Annotated in this window: 20 protein-coding genes; 9 read left to right on the top strand and 11 right to left on the bottom strand. The window is 42.6% G+C overall.

The annotated features are described in order from the left end of the window. The first annotated feature begins 5 nt into the window (after nt 1-5). The 4 genes from adeK to FTV25_RS02600 all read left to right on the top strand — a co-directional run bounded on the left by adeK (nt 6) and on the right by FTV25_RS02600 (nt 3,262). Complete coding sequence (adeK, locus tag FTV25_RS02615; RefSeq protein ID WP_180002131.1) at nt 6-1,472, top strand: multidrug efflux RND transporter AdeIJK outer membrane channel subunit AdeK; 1,467 nt, start codon at nt 6-8, stop codon at nt 1,470-1,472. A 137-nt stretch (nt 1,473-1,609) separates the two neighbouring features. Further along, complete coding sequence (locus FTV25_RS02610; RefSeq protein ID WP_159123400.1) at nt 1,610-2,407, top strand: RsiV family protein; 798 nt, start codon at nt 1,610-1,612, stop codon at nt 2,405-2,407. Nucleotides 2,408-2,464: 57 nt separating this feature from the next. After that, a complete protein-coding gene (locus FTV25_RS02605; protein WP_004784911.1) occupies nt 2,465-2,821 on the top strand; it encodes a YbjQ family protein in 357 nt (118 codons plus the stop codon). A 3-nt stretch (nt 2,822-2,824) separates the two neighbouring features. Next, a complete protein-coding gene (locus FTV25_RS02600; RefSeq protein ID WP_180002132.1) occupies nt 2,825-3,262 on the top strand; it encodes a YbjQ family protein in 438 nt (145 codons plus the stop codon). Here the strand turns inward: FTV25_RS02600 and def are convergent, their stop codons facing one another. Next, nucleotides 3,263-3,751: a peptide deformylase gene (gene def / locus FTV25_RS02595; RefSeq protein ID WP_180002133.1), complete on the bottom strand. Its 489-nt coding sequence runs from the start codon at nt 3,749-3,751 to the stop codon at nt 3,263-3,265. It lies immediately after the preceding gene. Nucleotides 3,752-4,068: 317 nt separating this feature from the next. Between def and FTV25_RS02590 the strand changes: the two genes are divergently transcribed. Further along, nucleotides 4,069-5,346: an MFS transporter gene (locus tag FTV25_RS02590; RefSeq protein WP_180002134.1), complete on the top strand. Its 1,278-nt coding sequence runs from the start codon at nt 4,069-4,071 to the stop codon at nt 5,344-5,346. 53 nt (nt 5,347-5,399) lie between these two features. Here FTV25_RS02590 and FTV25_RS02585 read toward each other — a convergent pair whose 3' ends face one another. Both FTV25_RS02585 and FTV25_RS02580 read right to left on the bottom strand, forming a co-directional pair. Then, nucleotides 5,400-5,897, bottom strand: a complete 498-nt coding sequence (locus FTV25_RS02585) for a DUF2505 family protein (RefSeq protein ID WP_004784919.1) — start codon at nt 5,895-5,897, stop codon at nt 5,400-5,402. 138 nt (nt 5,898-6,035) lie between these two features. Further along, nucleotides 6,036-6,308, bottom strand: a complete 273-nt coding sequence (locus tag FTV25_RS02580; RefSeq protein ID WP_004784921.1) for a hypothetical protein — start codon at nt 6,306-6,308, stop codon at nt 6,036-6,038. A 157-nt stretch (nt 6,309-6,465) separates the two neighbouring features. On the opposite strand from FTV25_RS02580, the gene FTV25_RS02575 reads away from it, so the two are divergent. Beyond that, a complete protein-coding gene (locus FTV25_RS02575) occupies nt 6,466-7,347 on the top strand; it encodes an alpha/beta fold hydrolase (protein WP_180002135.1) in 882 nt (293 codons plus the stop codon). A gap of 34 nt (nt 7,348-7,381) precedes the next feature. Here the strand turns inward: FTV25_RS02575 and FTV25_RS02570 are convergent, their stop codons facing one another. Next, on the bottom strand, nt 7,382-7,867 hold the full coding sequence (locus FTV25_RS02570; protein WP_180002159.1) for a hypothetical protein: 486 nt from the start codon (nt 7,865-7,867) through the stop codon (nt 7,382-7,384). Nucleotides 7,868-8,257: 390 nt separating this feature from the next. On the opposite strand from FTV25_RS02570, the gene FTV25_RS02565 reads away from it, so the two are divergent. Continuing rightward, the gene (locus FTV25_RS02565; RefSeq protein WP_180002160.1) at nt 8,258-8,704 is read left to right on the top strand and encodes a GNAT family N-acetyltransferase; all 447 of its coding nucleotides are present in this window, start codon (nt 8,258-8,260) and stop codon (nt 8,702-8,704) included. Nucleotides 8,705-8,717: 13 nt separating this feature from the next. Here FTV25_RS02565 and FTV25_RS02560 read toward each other — a convergent pair whose 3' ends face one another. From FTV25_RS02560 to FTV25_RS02540, 5 genes are all read right to left on the bottom strand, one after another. Then, entirely contained in the window at nt 8,718-10,517 is a 1,800-nt protein-coding gene (locus FTV25_RS02560) for a diguanylate cyclase domain-containing protein (RefSeq protein ID WP_373683616.1), read from the bottom strand. A gap of 219 nt (nt 10,518-10,736) precedes the next feature. Next, nucleotides 10,737-11,075: an FKBP-type peptidyl-prolyl cis-trans isomerase gene (locus FTV25_RS02555; RefSeq protein WP_159123393.1), complete on the bottom strand. Its 339-nt coding sequence runs from the start codon at nt 11,073-11,075 to the stop codon at nt 10,737-10,739. Nucleotides 11,076-11,155: 80 nt separating this feature from the next. Continuing rightward, nucleotides 11,156-11,779: an MgtC/SapB family protein gene (locus tag FTV25_RS02550; RefSeq protein WP_103799665.1), complete on the bottom strand. Its 624-nt coding sequence runs from the start codon at nt 11,777-11,779 to the stop codon at nt 11,156-11,158. Nucleotides 11,780-11,868: 89 nt separating this feature from the next. Further along, nucleotides 11,869-12,399 carry a YaeQ family protein gene (locus tag FTV25_RS02545; RefSeq protein ID WP_180002136.1) on the bottom strand — a complete coding sequence of 177 codons (531 nt, stop codon included), beginning with the start codon at nt 12,397-12,399 and terminating at the stop codon, nt 11,869-11,871. A 100-nt stretch (nt 12,400-12,499) separates the two neighbouring features. Continuing rightward, nucleotides 12,500-13,504 (bottom strand): GTP-binding protein, encoded by a 1,005-nt coding sequence (locus FTV25_RS02540; protein WP_159123390.1) that lies wholly within the window; start codon nt 13,502-13,504, stop codon nt 12,500-12,502. Between the two features lie 393 nt (nt 13,505-13,897). Between FTV25_RS02540 and FTV25_RS02535 the strand changes: the two genes are divergently transcribed. Both FTV25_RS02535 and FTV25_RS02530 read left to right on the top strand, forming a co-directional pair. Continuing rightward, entirely contained in the window at nt 13,898-14,152 is a 255-nt protein-coding gene (locus FTV25_RS02535) for a hypothetical protein (RefSeq protein WP_034170131.1), read from the top strand. A gap of 327 nt (nt 14,153-14,479) precedes the next feature. Further along, entirely contained in the window at nt 14,480-16,084 is a 1,605-nt protein-coding gene (locus tag FTV25_RS02530) for a bifunctional 3-(3-hydroxy-phenyl)propionate/3-hydroxycinnamic acid hydroxylase (RefSeq protein ID WP_180002137.1), read from the top strand. A gap of 61 nt (nt 16,085-16,145) precedes the next feature. Here the strand turns inward: FTV25_RS02530 and FTV25_RS02525 are convergent, their stop codons facing one another. Both FTV25_RS02525 and FTV25_RS02520 read right to left on the bottom strand, forming a co-directional pair. Continuing rightward, entirely contained in the window at nt 16,146-16,760 is a 615-nt protein-coding gene (locus FTV25_RS02525; RefSeq protein ID WP_171505579.1) for a glutathione S-transferase family protein, read from the bottom strand. A gap of 123 nt (nt 16,761-16,883) precedes the next feature. After that, nucleotides 16,884-17,780 carry a LysR substrate-binding domain-containing protein gene (locus tag FTV25_RS02520; protein ID WP_159123387.1) on the bottom strand — a complete coding sequence of 299 codons (897 nt, stop codon included), beginning with the start codon at nt 17,778-17,780 and terminating at the stop codon, nt 16,884-16,886.

Genomic DNA, 17,780 nt, shown 5'->3' with positions numbered 1-17,780 from the left:
TCGTAATGCAAAATATATGGTCTATTACAGGTCGTAGCATTGCGGTATCTGCCCTCGCGCTTGCTTTGACTGCATGTCAAAGCATGCGTGGCCCAGAGCCCGTTGCAGAGGCAAATATCCCAAGCAGTTATACCAATGCTTCAGGTACTTCTGTAGCAGAACAGGGTTATAAAGAATTCTTTGCTGACCAGCGCCTGTTACAGGTACTGGACTTGGCATTGACCAATAACCGTGATTTGCGTACTGCCGCATTAAACATTCAGCGTGCCCAACAGGCTTATCAGATTTCTGAAAATGACCGTCTGCCAACCATTGGTGCGAGCGGCAGCGTGTTACGTCAGGATACTGGCAGTAACAACCCGCAAAGCCGTGGCGCTGTGACGACTTATAATGTCGGTCTAGGCGTAACTGCATTTGAGCTAGATTTCTGGGGTCGTGTGCGTAGCTTGCGTGACAATGCTTTAGATACTTATCTGGCGACTCAAAGTGCGCGTGATGCGACTCAGATTTCCCTGATCGGTCAGGTAGCCCAAGCATGGCTCAGTTACTCATTTGCCAATGCCAATCTGGCACTGGCTGAGCAAACACTGAAAGCCCAGCTTGAATCCTATAACCTAAACAAGAAACGTTTTGATGTGGGAATCGATAGCGAACTTCCAGTACGTCAAGCACAGATTTCTGTTGAAACTGCACGTAATGATGTTGCCAACTATCGCACCCAGGTGGCTCAGGCACAAAACCTGCTAAATCTACTTGTAGGTCAACCTGTACCGGCCAACCTGTTACCGGCACAACGTGTTACCCGCATTACCTCTAATGCGGCACTAGGTGCAGGTTTACCAAGTGATCTGCTGATTAACCGTCCGGATGTACGTGCAGCTGAATATCGTCTGTCTGCTGCAGGTGCCAATATTGGTGCTGCCCGTGCGCGTCTGTACCCAACCATCAGCCTGACGAGTTCTGCAGGTTTTGCATCTGCGGATCTGGGTGATCTGTTCAAATCTGGCAGTTTTGCGTGGTCTATAGGCCCAAGTCTGGATATTCCAATTTTCGATTGGGGTACACGTCAGGCCAATATTCGTATTTCTGAAACAGATCAGCAAATTGCGCTGTCAGATTATGAAAAATCCATTCAGACTGCATTCCGTGAAGTGAATGATGCCCTGGCGGTACGTCAGAATATTGGTGACCGTATTGCTGCTCAACGCCGTCTGGTTGATGCGACTAACACGACTTACCGCCTGTCTCTAGCACGTTTCCGTGCCGGTATTGACAGCTATCTGACTGTACTGGATGCACAACGTGCTTCATATGCAGCAGAACAAGGTTTGTTATTACTTGAACAGGCGAATCTGAACAGCCAGGTTGAACTGTACAAGAGCCTTGGTGGTGGTTTGAAAGTTAACACCTCAGACACTGTGCCGTATCGCCCATCTGTGACCGAACAGCGTCGTGTGGAACAGGCAAAATAAGCTCAACCTCTTTTTCAGAAAAGCTCACTTCGGTGGGCTTTTTTTATACGTTGGTCCAATAGCCGATATATTTTATTGAATCAAGAAATCTGTATACTCAATTGGATGAGACTTAACACTTTATAAAATGTAAATCGATGAAAAAAATATTGTTATCTGCCTTGGTAAGTTCAATTTTCTTAACCGCATGCCAACAAAAAAATACAGTAGATTCAAAACCTGAACCAACAGCGGAAACCGTCGCTGAAAAAGAAAGCTTACCGTTGATTAAGGCTAAAACTGAACGTGTACAGCTCAGTAAAAATGAAGTATGCCATCCAGCCAGTGAGGATGAGTTTGCCAGTTGCACTAAATATCATCTGCAAACAGTGAAAACGAATGTAAATTGGTTAAACCAATATTTTTTGGAGCGTTTACAAAAAGACCATGCTGAAGCTTTCGACAAATCACCTGCTGTAGAGGTCACTCTTGATCCTGAAATGCCATCAACCAACTACAGTACCACTGCTGTACGTTATATCGGTCAGCATTACAATATCGCAAACTTTACATACTTTTCCGAATATTACCCAGCAGGCGCTGCACATGGTATGCATCATAGTGACTACGTTATTTTTGATCTCAATACCAAGCAGCGTTTAAGCCTAAATGATATTTTGGCACCTGCAAGCAAAGAAAAACTCAAAACTGAACTTTACGAACATAATCGTGAGTGGCTTGAACAACATCATATTGAGCAAAATGCATTTGAAGTAAGTGATAATTTCTATTTCAATGCCAATGGAATTGTATTTGTCTATCCATTGTATGAATTGGCTTCTTATGCAGAAGGTATTACTGAACTTGAACTTCCCTATTGGTCAGCTCAAGGGGTGATCCAAACAAAGTATTTACCCCAGCTGCCTGAGTCATCTGAAGAAATTTATAATGACTAAACTATCTATTTTAAGTGTAATAATAATCAAAGTATTTTTTCTAATTTAGGGATATGAATGTTACTCAGCAATCTGGAATCTGTACCGGGACATACCATTCGCCAGCAAATCGATGTGGTCTATGGCAGTACTGTGCGCAGTAAGCATGTTGGACGTGATTTGCTGGCCGGCCTGAAAAATATTGTCGGCGGCGAGTTGACCGCTTATACCGAATTACTGGAAGAATCCCGTCAGGAAGCCATGAACCGGATGATTGAAAAAGCTCGCAGTATGGGTGCCAATGCGATTGTGGGTATCCGTTTTTCTACCTCAAATATTGCCCAAGGTGCTTCTGAACTGTTTGTTTATGGCACAGCAGTCATCGCTGATCCAGTCATGCCTAAACTGCCTGATCCATTTCCACAGGCGAACTAATGCATGGACGGATTGATTATACAGATTGTCATTTTTGCCATTCTGTTCAGCGTGGGTTTCGGTTTTGGTCGCTATAACGAGCGCAAGCATCTGCAATATCTGGATGAGCAGGAACAGCGTTTAGCTTATATCCGGGTCACTAATAGCCGTTTTAACGAATCTACATTCCCCGGTCATATGATCAGCAGCAATGTGGTCATTTCACATGATTACTTTAAATATGCGATTGCTAATGTGCAAAACATGTTAGGTGGTCGTTTGACCAGTTATGAGAGTGTCGTTGAACGGGCACGACGTGAAGCTATAGTACGGTTAAAACTGGAAGCAGAAAAAATGGGTGCTGACCAGATTATGGGAATCCGTCTCAGTACGACTGAACTTGGCATGCAAGGTGGTATGGTTGAAGTCTTCGCTTATGGCACCGCAATTCAAGCCAAGTAATTATGCTTCTGCAAGCTTCTCTACAAATAGAATTCCATTCAAGTGATCAATTTCGTGCTGTACAATTCGTGCCGGAAAGCCCTTGAATGACTGAACCACTTCATTTCCCTCTAAGGTAAAATAACGTACCTGAATCTCTTCTGCTCGAGCTACTCTCCCTCTTTGTTCGGGCACACTTAAACAGCCTTCCTCACCCAATACTTGCGTAGCTGAAGCACTGATAATCTCCGGATTGATCATGGTCACAGCTTCCATATACGGCGCGTCTGGATAACGTAAATTGGGCCGTGATGCGACAATAATAATGCGTTTAGAGACATAAACCTGCGGTGCTGCAATGCCCACACCCTGACGTTGCTGCATGGTTTCCATCAAGGCACTATTAAATTGCCGCAACCAGTCATTGTCAAATTCAGCTTGTGTGACCGGACTGGCAATTAAGGTCAAAATGGTCTCGCCTTGCTGCGCCACCGCCAAGGTATTTGTCATCGCGCTATCCTGTATTTTTTTCATCCAACTCTATCTTAGAGAGAAAATTACAGAATGAACATCATACTAAAATGAATAAATACGTCTAAAAAAGATAAGCTGTGTTTTAAGTAGTATGTCGAAATCCAGCTTATGGTTGCCTTAAAAACTTCACCTGAAAGGAAAATAATTAATCAAAATATTCCAAATAATTTCGTTCGTTCAAATTTTAATAACTTTTAGTTTAGATTAAACAAAGAAAGATTGATTATTCAAGAAAATAACCCTTCTTTAAAATCAGCATTCAAGTCATGGATATTAAATAATGGAACGACCACATGAATGCACAACCCTATCTGAGCCGTGCTGATAAACGCACCCTCGGACTATCGTCCCTAGGTGGCGCACTGGAATTCTATGATTTTGTCATTTATGTGTTCTACGCCAAACTAATTTCCGAACTGTTCTTTCCAAGTACCCTGAGTCCATTTTGGGCCATGCTGAATACCTATGGCATCTTTGCTGCAGGCTATTTCTTCCGCCCACTCGGTGGTGTGGTGATGGCACATTTTGGGGATCTGATCGGTCGTAAACGTCTATTCAGTCTATCCATCTTGCTGATGGCGCTACCGACCCTCATGATCGGGATCATGCCAACCTTTGAAAGTATTGGTTATGCTGCACCATTACTGCTGCTATTGATGCGTGTTATTCAAGGTATTGCGATTGGCGGTGAAATTCCGGCTGCCTGGACCTTTGTGTCAGAGCATGTGCCAGAACGCCGAATTGGGATTGCCAATGGTTTGCTGACTGCCGGCCTATCGCTCGGGATTCTACTTGGTGCCCTAATGTCGCTATTTATTTCACTTCAGTTCACTGAAGCGGAAATCAAAGACTGGGCTTGGCGCGTTCCTTTCATTCTGGGTGGGATTTTCGGTTTTGTGGCACTGTACCTGCGCAGTTATTTGAAAGAAACTCCAGTCTTTAAAGCCATGCAGGCGAAAAAAGAACTGGCGAAAGAATTACCAGTCAAACAGGTACTATTAAGCCACAAAACTGCTGTAGGCATTGGGATGTTATTTACCTGGTTCCTGACCGGCTGTGTGGTGGTCTTGATTCTGGCGATGCCGAATCTGCTGGTGGCCAGTTTTGGCTTCGAACGTGCTGATGCATTCAAAATGCAAAGTGCTGCGATCCTGATGCAAATGCTCGGTTGCATTATTGCGGGTGTACTGGCTGACCGTTTCGGTGCAGGTAAAGTGATTTTGCTTGGCTCTATTTTTGTCGCGGCAATGGCTGGGATTTTTTATCACAGTCTAGGTAATGTTGAAGCATCTACCGTATTCATGCTGTATATGCTCCTAGGCCTGAGCTCAGGAACCGTGGGCATGGTGTCCTATAGCATGGTGAAAATGTTCCCGGCACAAATCCGTTTCAGCGGAATTTCATTTTCCTATAATCTGGCCTATGCGATTGCAGGTGGAATCACCTTGCCACTGGTACAATGGTTGAGCCTATATAGCAATATTGGTGCCCTGTACTATATCTGGACCGTTTGTCTAGTGACGCTATTTACTGCCCTGCTTTACCGCAGCAAATTTGAAAAAACAGCCTAAAATAAAAAAGAGCCTGACTCACAGGCTCTTTTCCTAAGCGTAAAAATACGAGCTTAAGCCTTCAGATTCTTGCGTAGCTCATCTTCCACGATGCTGATCTCGATCTCACTGAATTTACGGATTTCACCTTCGGCATGTTTTTCCAGCATGCCACCGACCAAAGGCACTTTCACATTCACCGTCCAGTTCAACAGGAACTGGATCTGCTGTTCATCACCTGTAACGGCACGCTGACATTTGGCTTCAATTGGCAGATTGGCACCTAGTTCCACAACAGAAGTCATTTCTTCTAAATTGCTGACATCGGTACGTTGCAAGCGAAATGCATCTTTTAGCAGTTTTTTGGCAATATCTGGGATTTTGACATCCAGATTGTAGGCACGTTTCAGGGTATACAGGTGTCCCTGCTTTTCTGAAACCAGAATTTCCATATTTTGAGCAGGGATCCGATGACAAACCGCTTCATGCAAACTGATGTCATTTGCCAGACGTTTAAACTCATCAATCGAAACACCGCGAATAATTGCATTTACGGTAAACTGGTGGGCCATATCTATTTTCCTTATTTTTATTAGGGGTTATGGACTCAAATTAAGTCAAATGAATCATCTGACAGAGAAGATAAGCTATTTAAGTCAATTTTACATCGGCTGTCATTATTTTTTTATTGAGAAAAATTGGCATTGAGGTCAATGTTTCCAGGCAATTTTTGCAGATATACAGGGTCCACAGCTGAGTAAAAGCTGAACTTCACGATACTCAATGACCGCATGAAATTCTTCTGCCCCATCATCTAGGCCGGAAGCATACCAGACCGTACCCGCAGGAAATTTCTTTAACCAGCTGGCCTTATAAAAATCAGAAACGGAATCAAACTGTAAATAGTGTTCCGGTTCAGCTTCAACCTGAGTCGCTAAAGCCATAAATTTCTGTAATTGTGCCTGATGAAAATCAATCAGCATGAGGCAGCCCTTCCTTTTGTATGAGGCGATTACATGCCATATAGGTAAACATAGATGTCATTTACGACTCGTGAGTTTTGACATCATGGCTTAGATCAGATTAAAAATAATATAGATTCACCTCCCCTGATTCAATCCACGTATAAGGATATCCAGTATGCAACAAGGAAAAGTTCAGGTTGAAACCGTGCAGTTTCTGGCAGAAGATGGCTATACCTTAACCGGCAAGCTTTACCGCAGTGAATATGCCAAAGCCAATATTGTCATCGCCTGTGCGACAGGTGTTCCCCAAGCTTTTTACCGGCGCTTTGCCGATTATGCAGCACATGCAGGTTTTCAGGTACTGACTTTTGATTATCGTGGGGTGGCTAATTCTGCGCCTAAACGGTTAAAGAATTTTAAGATGTCCTATCTGGACTGGGGACAATATGATCTCAGCGCTGCGATTGATTATCTCAGCCAAACCGGTCTGGACATCTATATGATTGGCCATTCCTATGGCGGACAGGCCTTGGGATTAAGCAAATATCATGATCGCATTGAAGCAATGTACTGCTTTGGCACTGGTGCTGGCTGGCATGGTTATATGCCTTTAACTGAAAGAATCAAGGTTCAGGTAATCTGGAATATTGTTTTCCCACCGATGGTGGCAGTGACAGGTTATTTGCCATGGAACCGTTTAAATATGGGCGCTGACTTGCCACGTGATGTTTATCGTCAGTGGCGCAAATGGTGTAAAAATCCGACCTATTTCTTTGCCGATCCTGAACTGAAAGACCTGCATGCCCATTATGCGGCGGTAAAAACACCTATTTATGCCGTAGCCGCGCTTGATGATGCCTGGGCCTTACCTGAATCCAGACAAGCCTTTATGCAACATTATCGTCAGGCTCCGTTGCATTATATCAATATTCAGGCAGCTGATTATGGACTCAAGCATATGGGACATATGGGTTATTTCCGTCAGGGCGCAGAACAGCTCTGGGATGAAGTGCTCACCAAGTTCAGCGAATTACATCAACTCAAATATGCAGCTTGATTTTAGTTTCTAGAGCATTTAAGCATTTAGCTGCTTAAGCATAACGTGCCTGTTGAATATCGGTTCTGATTTCCTGACGGTGTTCCTCGCCGAAACGGTCGACATGGGCATAAAATACCCCATAACGGCCGACATAATATTCCAGTGACTGGTCATAAAAATTCCAGAAAATTGACCATTCGCCTAAATCCATCTGACGGATTTGTGTACCGGTATGCATCGGCATCTTACGGAGCAATTCCTGCTGTAACTGCTCTGCTTCATTGCGATCCTGAATCTGAACCTGATGTTGGAAAAATAATTGCGCCACATCATCAAACAGTTCCAGCTCATAGGCATCGACCACATGCAATGTTTCCTGAGACTCAGATTGATTCTCTTCAGCATTCCTGGAAATCGGGTCCGCTTTTTTGACACGTTTACTTTTTACATAACGCTGGGTTTTATAGATTTTCATGCCGATAAACCACATCGCATAAATTATCAGGGCTAGACATGAAAAAATCAGGAATTTAAGAATCATTGATCATCTCGTGTGGTTAATTTTATTTTTATCACGGTCTGCCAATTCTTGATTTGGCGATCTTCTTTCAACTTAACACAAGTCTATTTTTTGTACAGCAAACTTGAGGATTTTTTTAGATCTTCTTGGATTTTTTCTTTGGTTGAGCCCTATTTCCTAGTATTTAATTTGAAATGAAAATCTAAAATCTTGTTAAAAATTAGAATTAATTCAAAAGACCAATATTGATCAGGATAAATAAAGCAGACAAATCACTACAGAATTGATCATTAACTCTTGGTTCTTTAGCAAATGCACTCAAAAAGCTACACGATTGGTATTTGTTTTTTTGAGCATTTTCCTTCAAATAAAAGGTCCCTCTTTATGGTCGAGTAAATGAATAAAATTATGATTCGTGAAGGGAAGATTCAAGATATACCTCAAATAATTCAGGTCATCCACGACAGTATTCAATCCTGTATTTTGGATCATCAACGTGAAGACAGCGTGATCCAGCGCTGGCTGGAACAGTTTAATCATGCCCAGTTGATTGTGGAAATGCTTTATAACGACTGCTGGGTGTATATTTTAAATGATCAGATTGTCGGCTTTTTGCTGGTCAGTGACACAGGAGAAATCCTGATGCACTATGTGGCTGCACGTTTTCAGCGACTCGGCTTTGGCACTCAGCTTTTTGATCAGATGCACAAATCCTTAGTGCGTAAAAATATTCATAAAATTAAAGTCCAATCGACTCAAACGGCTTTAAGTTATTATCAAAAAAATGGATTTTTCTCACCGAATCCTCAATCGGAAAATGAAGAAAATTATCATTTATATAAATACGCTTTTTAAAATTAAAACTTTTTTATGTCATTTTAAATTGATCTCGCCCTGCCTGCTTAGCCGCATATAACTGTACATCTGCCGCTTTCATCAGTGCATGAATATCTGGATAGGGATGTGTTTGATCCATCCAGGAAATGCCCATACTGACCGTGACATAGGATTTATCATCTGTGCGATTTAAATGTTCAAATTGCTGTTCGCGAATCTTGATTAAGACTTTTTCCAGAGATTGAAATGCTGCCTGGACAGGTACATCAGTAAGTAGAATCGCAAATTCTTCTCCACCATAACGGGCTAAATACGCGGATTCGGGGAGTACCGTCTGAATGACCTTGACCAGATTCTGTAAAATTTCATCTCCTTTTAAGTGCCCATAATAATCATTGTAGTTTTTAAAATAGTCGACATCGAGCATGGCAAAAATCAGTGTACTGTGTGGATGTTGCTGACAGTATAAAAACTGCTGCTGGATTTGGTCATTTAAAGCACGGCGGTTAAAGGCACCCGTCAAAGCATCAATATTCACCTGATGTTCGAGTTTGGCATTCAGTTCACGTAATTGCTCGGTACGTGCTTTGACTTTCTGATCGAGTGAATTATTTAACTCTTTCAGATTCATATTCAACTGCTCTGTCGCATAGGTTTGATGGGCATAATTTTGCGACTGCTGAAACATAATGATCACGGCATACAGACTGGTCGAGATAAAAGACAGATGCACACTTTCAATCACATTGATCAGCAATAAATAGTCATTTATAAAGGTCAGGCATAGAAAAATGACCGCATAGAGAGTCAAGCGCGAATAATTGTCTTTATGATGTAAAGTCTGATAAAAGCCATAGATAAAATTGACCACCACGACTATCCCGAAAATCGCACTATACAAGGCCAGACGTTGAAAATTTTCCGGATCGGTCAACAGGGTTACGACACAGTTCAGTAGTAAAAGTCCTGCGGCAACACTATAAATAAATCGATGCAAATAGCGCTGATTAAACAGGTACATATAACTGAGGAAAAATAGAATCGCCAGGAAAGTGAACAGATATTCTAGGCGTGTTCCCCATAGCCAACCGAGCTTAGTCACGATCGAATAGGCATACGGCGCTGCAAAAAAGTTATGCAGGGCCAGAAAAATAATGAACAAGCCAAAGATAAAAATACTTTTGCTATTGCGTTCTGTTGATCCCCTAAACATTGAAAAAAGAATCGTAAAAAAACCCACCCCAAGCACCAGTCCACAGACTATACTGATGCTCATCATAAGCTGCTGATACTGACGGTTAATAGTTCCGGCTGTTCCAATGCGTATAGGCTGCTCAATCCCACCATGCAGATGGGTATAGTTTGAAGCCTGAATACTCATGGTGAAATATTCACTCTCAGGAACAAAATAACCGATTCGAGGAGCCCTTTCATTTCTCTGCTCTTCTGCTGTTTTGGCAATTTCCCCATGACGCAGAATAAATTTGCCATCGATATAGATTCGATAGGCACCATATTCAGCCGGAATATGCACGGCGATCCGACGTCCGATAAATTCTGATGGAATTTTGAAATGTCCGATAAAGGTTCCATAGCCAATATTTGAACCGGTCAGGTCTTTAAATGAAGCGGGTAATTGAACCTCTTGCGGAGTAAGTACGGAACTTGGTTCAGTAATAAACTGGTTTGGATAAAACTGCCAATTTTGGGGCAATTGGCTACTATGATCTTCAGTAAAGTGAATTTCGGAAATATGCGGTTGACTGTGCTGTGTGACAGAGGAAGAGTCAGGAGATGCCTGGGCGAAAACTGGGATCGTCACTAATAGAATCCAGCTAATGCTCCAAATCAATATTACAGAATAGACGTTCCTTATCACGTTTTGCAAAGACAGTATTTTCCTGAAAAGTGCTTTATTCTTCTTATAATCTACGTCGAATAACAGAGAGTGCAAAGCTTTTTTTGTAGTTCATCGGATGAAGTCCATCTAGCTATGACTTCACCCGTTCAACATTCACTCATCACAATGAATGAAGCTTATTTCAGTGAATCAATCACGTGTTTTAACATCATACAGTTCGATTTCAAAAATCAGGTTTGAATTGGCCGGGATGATATTCCCCATTTTACGTTCACCATAAGCCAAATGAGCAGGCACAATTAGTTTACGCTTACCGCCCACTTTCATACCGATAATCCCTTGATCCCAGCCCTTGATCACACGGCCAGTGCCAATCACGGTTTCAAAATAGTTACCACGATCCAGTGATGAGTCAAACTTGGTGCCATCTTCTAGCCAGCCAGTATAGTGAGTCGTAATAAGCGCGCCCTTAACCGCTTCTTTACCTTCACCCACTTTCAAATCAATAATTTCTAGCTCTTTGGTCATGACCAATATCCTTTCTCTGGCAAATACGCATAGTATAAACGGGATTAGACAGAATTCCTTTAGCTTTGAGGCTTAAAGGATTAAAAGCTGAGTTCCTGGATATTTGAATCATTCAGTAAATAGTTAGTCAATTTTTTATGATTTTCGGCGGAGCCAATTAAAATCCAGCGTCCACTAATACGGTGTTCCGTTTTATGCTGCACACTGCGAACGACTTTCATATTATAAGTTTTAAATAATTCTTCGTATTGCTCTAAGGTTTTACGTTGATAAGGACAGATAATTCGGTAGGTTCGTGCCTGACTTAAAGTTTCTATTCCCTCTTGGACATAGATCAGAAAAATCAGCACGATTAATACAATAAAAGTAGCAAACAGACTCAGCCATTCATAACCCGCGCCAGCTGCCATGCCCAGTGCTGCTGTCATCCAGATGGTTGTCGCTGTCGTAATGCCTGAAATCCGGTTTTCATCTTTAAAGATAACTCCCGCACCAACAAAGCCCAAGCCAGTAAGGATATTGGCTGCAATCCTATCCTGACTATCCAGACCAATTTTGATTGACATAATCGTGAACAAGCAGGAACTCAGACTGACCATGATCATAGTCCGCAAACCGGCAGACTTACTGCGATATTCGCGTTCTGCACCAATAATTGCACCAATACCGAGGGCAATGAGCAAACGATAAAGATCCGGATGCATATATTTATCCCTGTTTCATTTTTATTATTGTCAGGTATACGCAATTTCTGAATCAGGATACAAGCCGAGACTTGCATCCTTATTGGCTGTTATTGTAACTGTTCCCATTCAATTACAGCTTGGGCCTGATCACCGATCAAGGTCCATTCGCCATCCATGACATTCAGTTGCAGCTGCATGGTACGTTCACATAACTGTTGTACCGCTTCAGTGCTGGCGGTCGAGATTTTCCAGACCTCAACATTCGACAGCGTTTTCAGTTTGGAATTACGTTTATACCATTCATCAACTGAAGAACCATAAACAACTACTGCGACCTGTTTGCAACGTGCGCTGGCTTTTTTGACTTTATCTTCGTCAGGACAACCCACTTCGATCCATTTCAATAATTGGCCAGTCAGGTCTTTTTCCCACAGCGCTGGCTCATCAGTCTCAAACAGATCCTTGGTAAATTCAAGCGCCTCGCCAGCAAAACGTGCATAAGCCAAAACACGTACCATCAGACGTTCAATGGTTTCCGAAGGATGCAGCGCCATCGTCAACTGATAGTCTTCATAACGATGGGTATCCATATCGGCAACGTTCAAATCTGCCTTATAAATTGTCGCTTTTAACGCCATAATACAATCCTCAAATTTGGCGCCTAGCATATAAGATTTATTGCATTTTTGCTGAACAGATTTCATCTTATCCAGCTATTTTCAACACGCAGATTCGAAGTTATTTTTCCTGAACAATCCGGCATTGCATTAAGGCGGTTTCAAATTCCAGCCAGTCACGTGAGGTCTGGTAAATCACTTCTACCCGGTTATCAATGCCTTCTTCGGCAGACTGATAATTAAACTGATCAGGATTGAAATTAAAGCTTTTCCAGCCCTGATTGGTATTAAAAATCCCTTTGATTCTGAGCCAATCCTGCTGCTCACAAAGCAGATCCAGCAGATCATAAAAATCAAACTGCCAGCGTTTTGGCAATTTCCAACCTGCCACCTGATAGCCTTGTGCACTTTCAACATAATGATAAGGCAACTGATGTACGACAGCCGGCACCTCTCCCAACACTTGGCGCTGTTGCTTGAGCAGTGGCTGAATCTGACGTGAAGCACCCTGATAATCCTGTTTGATTTGCTCAATATCCAGCTGTCCGTTTTCTATCATCAGCCAGTGCTGGGCATATGGCTGATACTCAGACTTGAGTTCAGTTAAAGCAGCATGATCAGTTTCAGTCATCAAATCAGCATGGGAAATAACCACGATATTGGCAACTTTCAGCTGATCCGCATACAGGTTCTGATGCGTCCAGTCCCGATCATGTAAACGTGAACCATCGACTACCGTGACCAGAGCCTGCATTTTCAAATGACTCTGCCAATGCGGTTCGGTGAGCTGTTCCAGCAGTTGCCCGGGATGTCCGAGTCCTGTAGGTTCAATAAATAGCCGGTCCGGTTTGGTTTCTGACAATAGCCGGGATAAAGCAATCTGCATTGGCAACTGACTGCTACAACATAAACAGCCGCCCAGCAATTCTTTCACTGCATAGCCCTGATCCTGAGGCAGTAATTGCTGGTCGACGCCAATCTGACCAAACTCATTCATCAGCACAGCCCAGACTTCTTGCTCCGGTTTCTGGCTCAGTAAATATTTTAATAAAGTGGTTTTACCAGCACCCAAGAATCCGGAAATGATGTGTACAGGAATAGGCTGCTGAGCGGCAAGAACTTTCAAAATTGATTCTCTCTCAAAGATAGAATTAGAATGAGTAAACCTGACTATTATAGAACACTGGACTCTTGCAAAAATGTTCATTCTTGGATGATTAGATTCTATTTATCTCGGTTCAAATAAAAATAACAGTCTGTAGTAAGTACTTTTTAACCGTTAACTAGTTCACTTAAACGCTATATTTGAAATATTTACACACATTTCCAGCTAACAATTTCCTATACATTTAACAGAAGAAAACAAATTTCCAATGATTGTATTTGCTTGGTTAACAGCTTCGTGCGGCTTTTGTTAATTGCTTTGCTCCATAAAATTTTCATGCTTAGGATGAATTCCTGCCGGATTGATGTGATGGTCATTCGGCAGTTTATAAATGTAATAAAAAGGATGCTCAACATGAAATATGCACAAATCTTACTTGCAACAACGCTTACTGCAGCCGCAGCTACCAGTTTTGCAGCAAACAACACCACTGACACGAAGACCACTGAGGAACAGAAAGTCACTGTGACAACTCAGGAACTTCCTGCAACGAATAACCCAAATCCAAATGTAACCACAGCTGGACCTGCTGACCAGCCTGCTGCGTCTGAAGCTGCTACAGAAGACAAAGATGGTAAAAAAACGACTAAGTCGACATCGACTCGTTAATCAGGTTTAAAGCAACATCTCGTGCAGTAAATCTCCAGTAGGTTTGACCTATGCTGCCGGATGTAGACTAAGGCTGAATCATGCAACTGCGTGATTCAGCTTTTTTATCCGTTATAGGCTATTCACTATAGCCAGAAATGATCATAGGATTCATTCATCTTATGAATAAATTTAAACATTATTATTTATTATCAATAATTTATTAAAATAAAAATCTTTTCAACCAAATCTTTTTGATAGACATGACCTACTATGGACTAGCTTGTTTAGCGCTATTGATTGTTCCTTAATAGTCTCAATTCTGAATTGATGGAATGGACATTCGCGATGAGCAATACAGATTACACCACTGAAGTGGCGATTTTGGGGGCTGGCCCAGTAGGCTTAACGATTGCCAACTATTTAAGCAAACAGGGTATACAAGTCACCGTAGTTGAACAGCTAGATAGTCTGATCGATTATCCGCGTGCCATCGGCATTGATGATGAATCCTTGCGTACCATTCAATCTTTGGGACTGGTTGATCAGGTCTTGCCGCATACTACCCCGAATCATGCCATGCGCTTCCTGACACCCAAAGGCCGTTGCTTCGCAGACATTCAGCCACTGACTCGTGAATTTGGTTTCTCCCGCCGTAATGCTTTCATTCAGCCACAAGTAGATAACGTTCTGCTAGAAGGCCTCAAACAATATAAAAAAACTGAAGTACTTTTCTCTCGCCATCTGACACATTTCAGCCAGGATGCTGAGGGTGTAACTTTAAATGTTCAGACTAAAAATGGCAGCTTAGAAACCATTCGTGCGCAATACCTGATTGCCTGTGATGGTGGAAACTCTTATGTACGCCGTACCCTCAACATTCCATTCGAAGGTGAAACTGCGCCAAACCAGTGGATCGTGATTGATATCGATAATGACCCATTGGCAACCCCACATATTTATCTATGCTGTGACCCGGTGCGTCCTTATGTATCAGCTGCCCTGCCGCATGGCATTCGCCGCTTCGAATTCATGGTCATGCCAGGCGAAACTCAGGAAGAACTCAGCAAACCAGAAAATATTGCCAAACTACTATCTAAAGTTTTACCGAATACCGATGGAATCGAAGTGATTCGTCAACGTGTCTATACCCACAATGCACGTATTGCAGATAAGTTCCGTGCTGACCGTATTCTGCTTGCTGGTGATGCTGCACACATCATGCCGGTATGGCAAGGCCAAGGCTATAACAGCGGTATGCGTGATGCCTTTAACCTGGCCTGGAAAGTTGCATTGGTGATCCAGGGTAAAGCAAGCCATGAATTACTGGACTCTTACCAAGTAGAACGTAAGGATCATGCCAAGGCGATGATCGATCTTTCAGTCATGGCAGGCCACGTCCTTGCTCCACCAAAAAAATGGCAAGGCTTTGTTCGTGACGGTATTGCTTACGCATTGAACTATATCAAGCCAATCAAACAGTACCTGCTGGAAATGCGCTTTAAGCCTATGCCGAAGTATCATGATGGTGCCCTGCTGGCCAATACTCAGAAAGACTCTCCAGTCGGCAAGATGTTCATTCAGCCGCAGGTGAAACTGGAGTCTGATGAAACTGTATTGCTGGATGAAGTGATTGGCAATGACTTTGCCATCATTGCCTGGGGGGTGGATCCGAAATGGGGCTTAAGCAAGCAAACGATACAACAGTGGAAAAAACTTGGCGTAAAATTTATCCAGGTTATTCCTACAGTTCAATTGTCTAATCAACATCGTAAGCAATACGAAGATGTGATCACCATTGGTGATATCGGTACGGACATTCGTACCTGGTTCGGCAAGACCAAGGACTCTATCGTCATCCTGCGTCCAGACCGCTTCGTGGCAGCCTTAGCGATTCCTCAATCTATAGAAAGCACAAGTCAGGCGCTATTTAACAAGCTCCATGTCAAATAATTGACCTCAGTCAAAAAAACCACGCTACGGCGTGGTTTTTATTTATAGATGAACATAGAAGCTAAGTTCGGTATTGCTCAAACCATGAAATATCTTTGAGAGAATCACGACGTGCCATTTGCTGTAGGAAAGGTTTAAATTCTTCCAACGGCGGCAAAATTTTGGTACTAATTGCGAAGATCAGACAATAGGCCACATATAGATCTGCAGCAGAAACTTTTTCACCTAAAAGATAAGGCTTAGCCTGCGACAAACCTCGTTTAAAAAAATCAAATACCGCGGCTTCGTTACCAAAACTTAAACTGGTTCGGACCTTTTCAATCTGTTCTTGAGATACTTGTAAATTTTTTACATCAATATATTCAGTCAGTGGCCCATGACAGAAGAAAATCCATTTTAAATAAGTACCACGCTTGGGATCATCTAAAGCGGGTGCCAATCCTTTGTCCTGATACTTATCTGCCAGATAGATGATAATAGCCGCCATTTCTGAAATTACGACGCCTTGATCAACCAGACAGGGAACTTTACCCATCGGATTGATCTGAAGATATTCAGGTTGATGCATATCTTTAAAAGGAACTTCCACCTGCTCAAGCTGGTCTTCAATCTGTAGTTCTTTAAGGATAGGCAGCAAGGTCATGCCGCGTGACTGAGGGTTGTTATAGAGCTTCATCATTCTGCTTCAACCGATTTCTTATTTTTTGAATTTCAGTATAAAGCGATTTTCCTCTGCGATTAAAAAGCATGTGCTACAGATCATTTCTGTAGCACATTTCATTTATGGAAGATCAATAATTTACTTAAAAAGGTCTACACAAAACTTTTCTTTAAGCACTTTCAGAATCAGTTCAATCGCAGGATGCTGGTTATTTTTACGGTAACTGACATAGAGAGCAATCATCGGTAAAGGTTCCAGCGTTTTCTTCACCACAATATTATCGCCGAGTAAAGGAATCACATAGGCTGGTACCAGACTCCAGCCAACCCCCATGCCGACCAGATTGACATTCAGCAGAATATTGGTGGAATACTGCACCACATTCACGTTCAGTTTCGACTGCCTAAAGAAATCATCAATAATCTTATGCAGCTGTGGTGAGGCTTGTTCATCACTAATCACAAAGTCCTGATTTTCAAACTTCTTGATGCTGACATAGGGCATTTCTGCGACCGGAGAATTTTTCGGCACAATCAGCGTCAGTGGCTCATCAAAAATCTGAACGGACTCAAACTCATCCGACTGATCTCGGTAGCGGGTAAAGGCAATATCAATACTGCCCTGTCTCAGCGCGCTAAACTGTTCTGCATCGGTCAGGCTATGAAACAGTGCTTTCAGTTCAGGAAAATGTGCACGGATATTCGGCATGATATAAGGAAAAATTTTCATTTCCGCGACCGGTACGAAGCCGATATTCAGCTGACCCTTATGTGCATGGGCGATCTGACGGGCTGCCTGCACGGCACGTTCCGCATGTTCTAAGCTCAACAGAGCTTCCTTTAGAAAAGCCTGTCCAGCCTCGGTCAGCTCAACCTTGCGGTTATTCCGCTCCAGCAATTGCGCATCTACTTCACGCTCCAGATCCTTAATCTGCTGACTGAGTGAAGGCTGAACAGTATTCAGTTTTTCAGCTGCCCGAGTGAAATTCAGCTCTTCAGCCACTGTAACAAAATAGCGTAAATGTCTTAATTCCAT

Origin of the sequence: Acinetobacter sp. YH12249, from assembly GCF_013417475.1 — a bacterium.
Taxonomy (GTDB): domain Bacteria; phylum Pseudomonadota; class Gammaproteobacteria; order Pseudomonadales; family Moraxellaceae; genus Acinetobacter.
This window is presented reverse-complemented; position numbering and strand designations above follow the sequence as displayed.

Bases quoted from the DNA above. Each gene is read 5' to 3' on its own strand.
- adeK (WP_180002131.1), top strand. From the start codon at position 6: ATGCAAAATATATGGTCTATTACAGGTCGTAGCATTGCGGTATCTGCC.
- FTV25_RS02610 (WP_159123400.1), top strand. From the start codon at position 1,610: ATGAAAAAAATATTGTTATCTGCCTTGGTAAGTTCAATTTTCTTAACC.
- FTV25_RS02605 (WP_004784911.1), top strand. From the start codon at position 2,465: ATGTTACTCAGCAATCTGGAATCTGTACCGGGACATACCATTCGCCAG.
- FTV25_RS02600 (WP_180002132.1), top strand. From the start codon at position 2,825: ATGGACGGATTGATTATACAGATTGTCATTTTTGCCATTCTGTTCAGC.
- def (WP_180002133.1), bottom strand. From the start codon at position 3,751: ATGACAAATACCTTGGCGGTGGCGCAGCAAGGCGAGACCATTTTGACC.
- FTV25_RS02590 (WP_180002134.1), top strand. From the start codon at position 4,069: ATGAATGCACAACCCTATCTGAGCCGTGCTGATAAACGCACCCTCGGA.
- FTV25_RS02585 (WP_004784919.1), bottom strand. From the start codon at position 5,897: ATGGCCCACCAGTTTACCGTAAATGCAATTATTCGCGGTGTTTCGATT.
- FTV25_RS02580 (WP_004784921.1), bottom strand. From the start codon at position 6,308: ATGCTGATTGATTTTCATCAGGCACAATTACAGAAATTTATGGCTTTA.
- FTV25_RS02575 (WP_180002135.1), top strand. From the start codon at position 6,466: ATGCAACAAGGAAAAGTTCAGGTTGAAACCGTGCAGTTTCTGGCAGAA.
- FTV25_RS02565 (WP_180002160.1), top strand. From the start codon at position 8,258: ATGATTCGTGAAGGGAAGATTCAAGATATACCTCAAATAATTCAGGTC.
- FTV25_RS02555 (WP_159123393.1), bottom strand. From the start codon at position 11,075: ATGACCAAAGAGCTAGAAATTATTGATTTGAAAGTGGGTGAAGGTAAA.
- FTV25_RS02550 (WP_103799665.1), bottom strand. From the start codon at position 11,779: ATGCATCCGGATCTTTATCGTTTGCTCATTGCCCTCGGTATTGGTGCA.
- FTV25_RS02545 (WP_180002136.1), bottom strand. From the start codon at position 12,399: ATGGCGTTAAAAGCGACAATTTATAAGGCAGATTTGAACGTTGCCGAT.
- FTV25_RS02535 (WP_034170131.1), top strand. From the start codon at position 13,898: ATGAAATATGCACAAATCTTACTTGCAACAACGCTTACTGCAGCCGCA.
- FTV25_RS02530 (WP_180002137.1), top strand. From the start codon at position 14,480: ATGAGCAATACAGATTACACCACTGAAGTGGCGATTTTGGGGGCTGGC.
- FTV25_RS02525 (WP_171505579.1), bottom strand. From the start codon at position 16,760: ATGAAGCTCTATAACAACCCTCAGTCACGCGGCATGACCTTGCTGCCT.
- FTV25_RS02520 (WP_159123387.1), bottom strand. From the start codon at position 17,780: ATGGAATTAAGACATTTACGCTATTTTGTTACAGTGGCTGAAGAGCTG.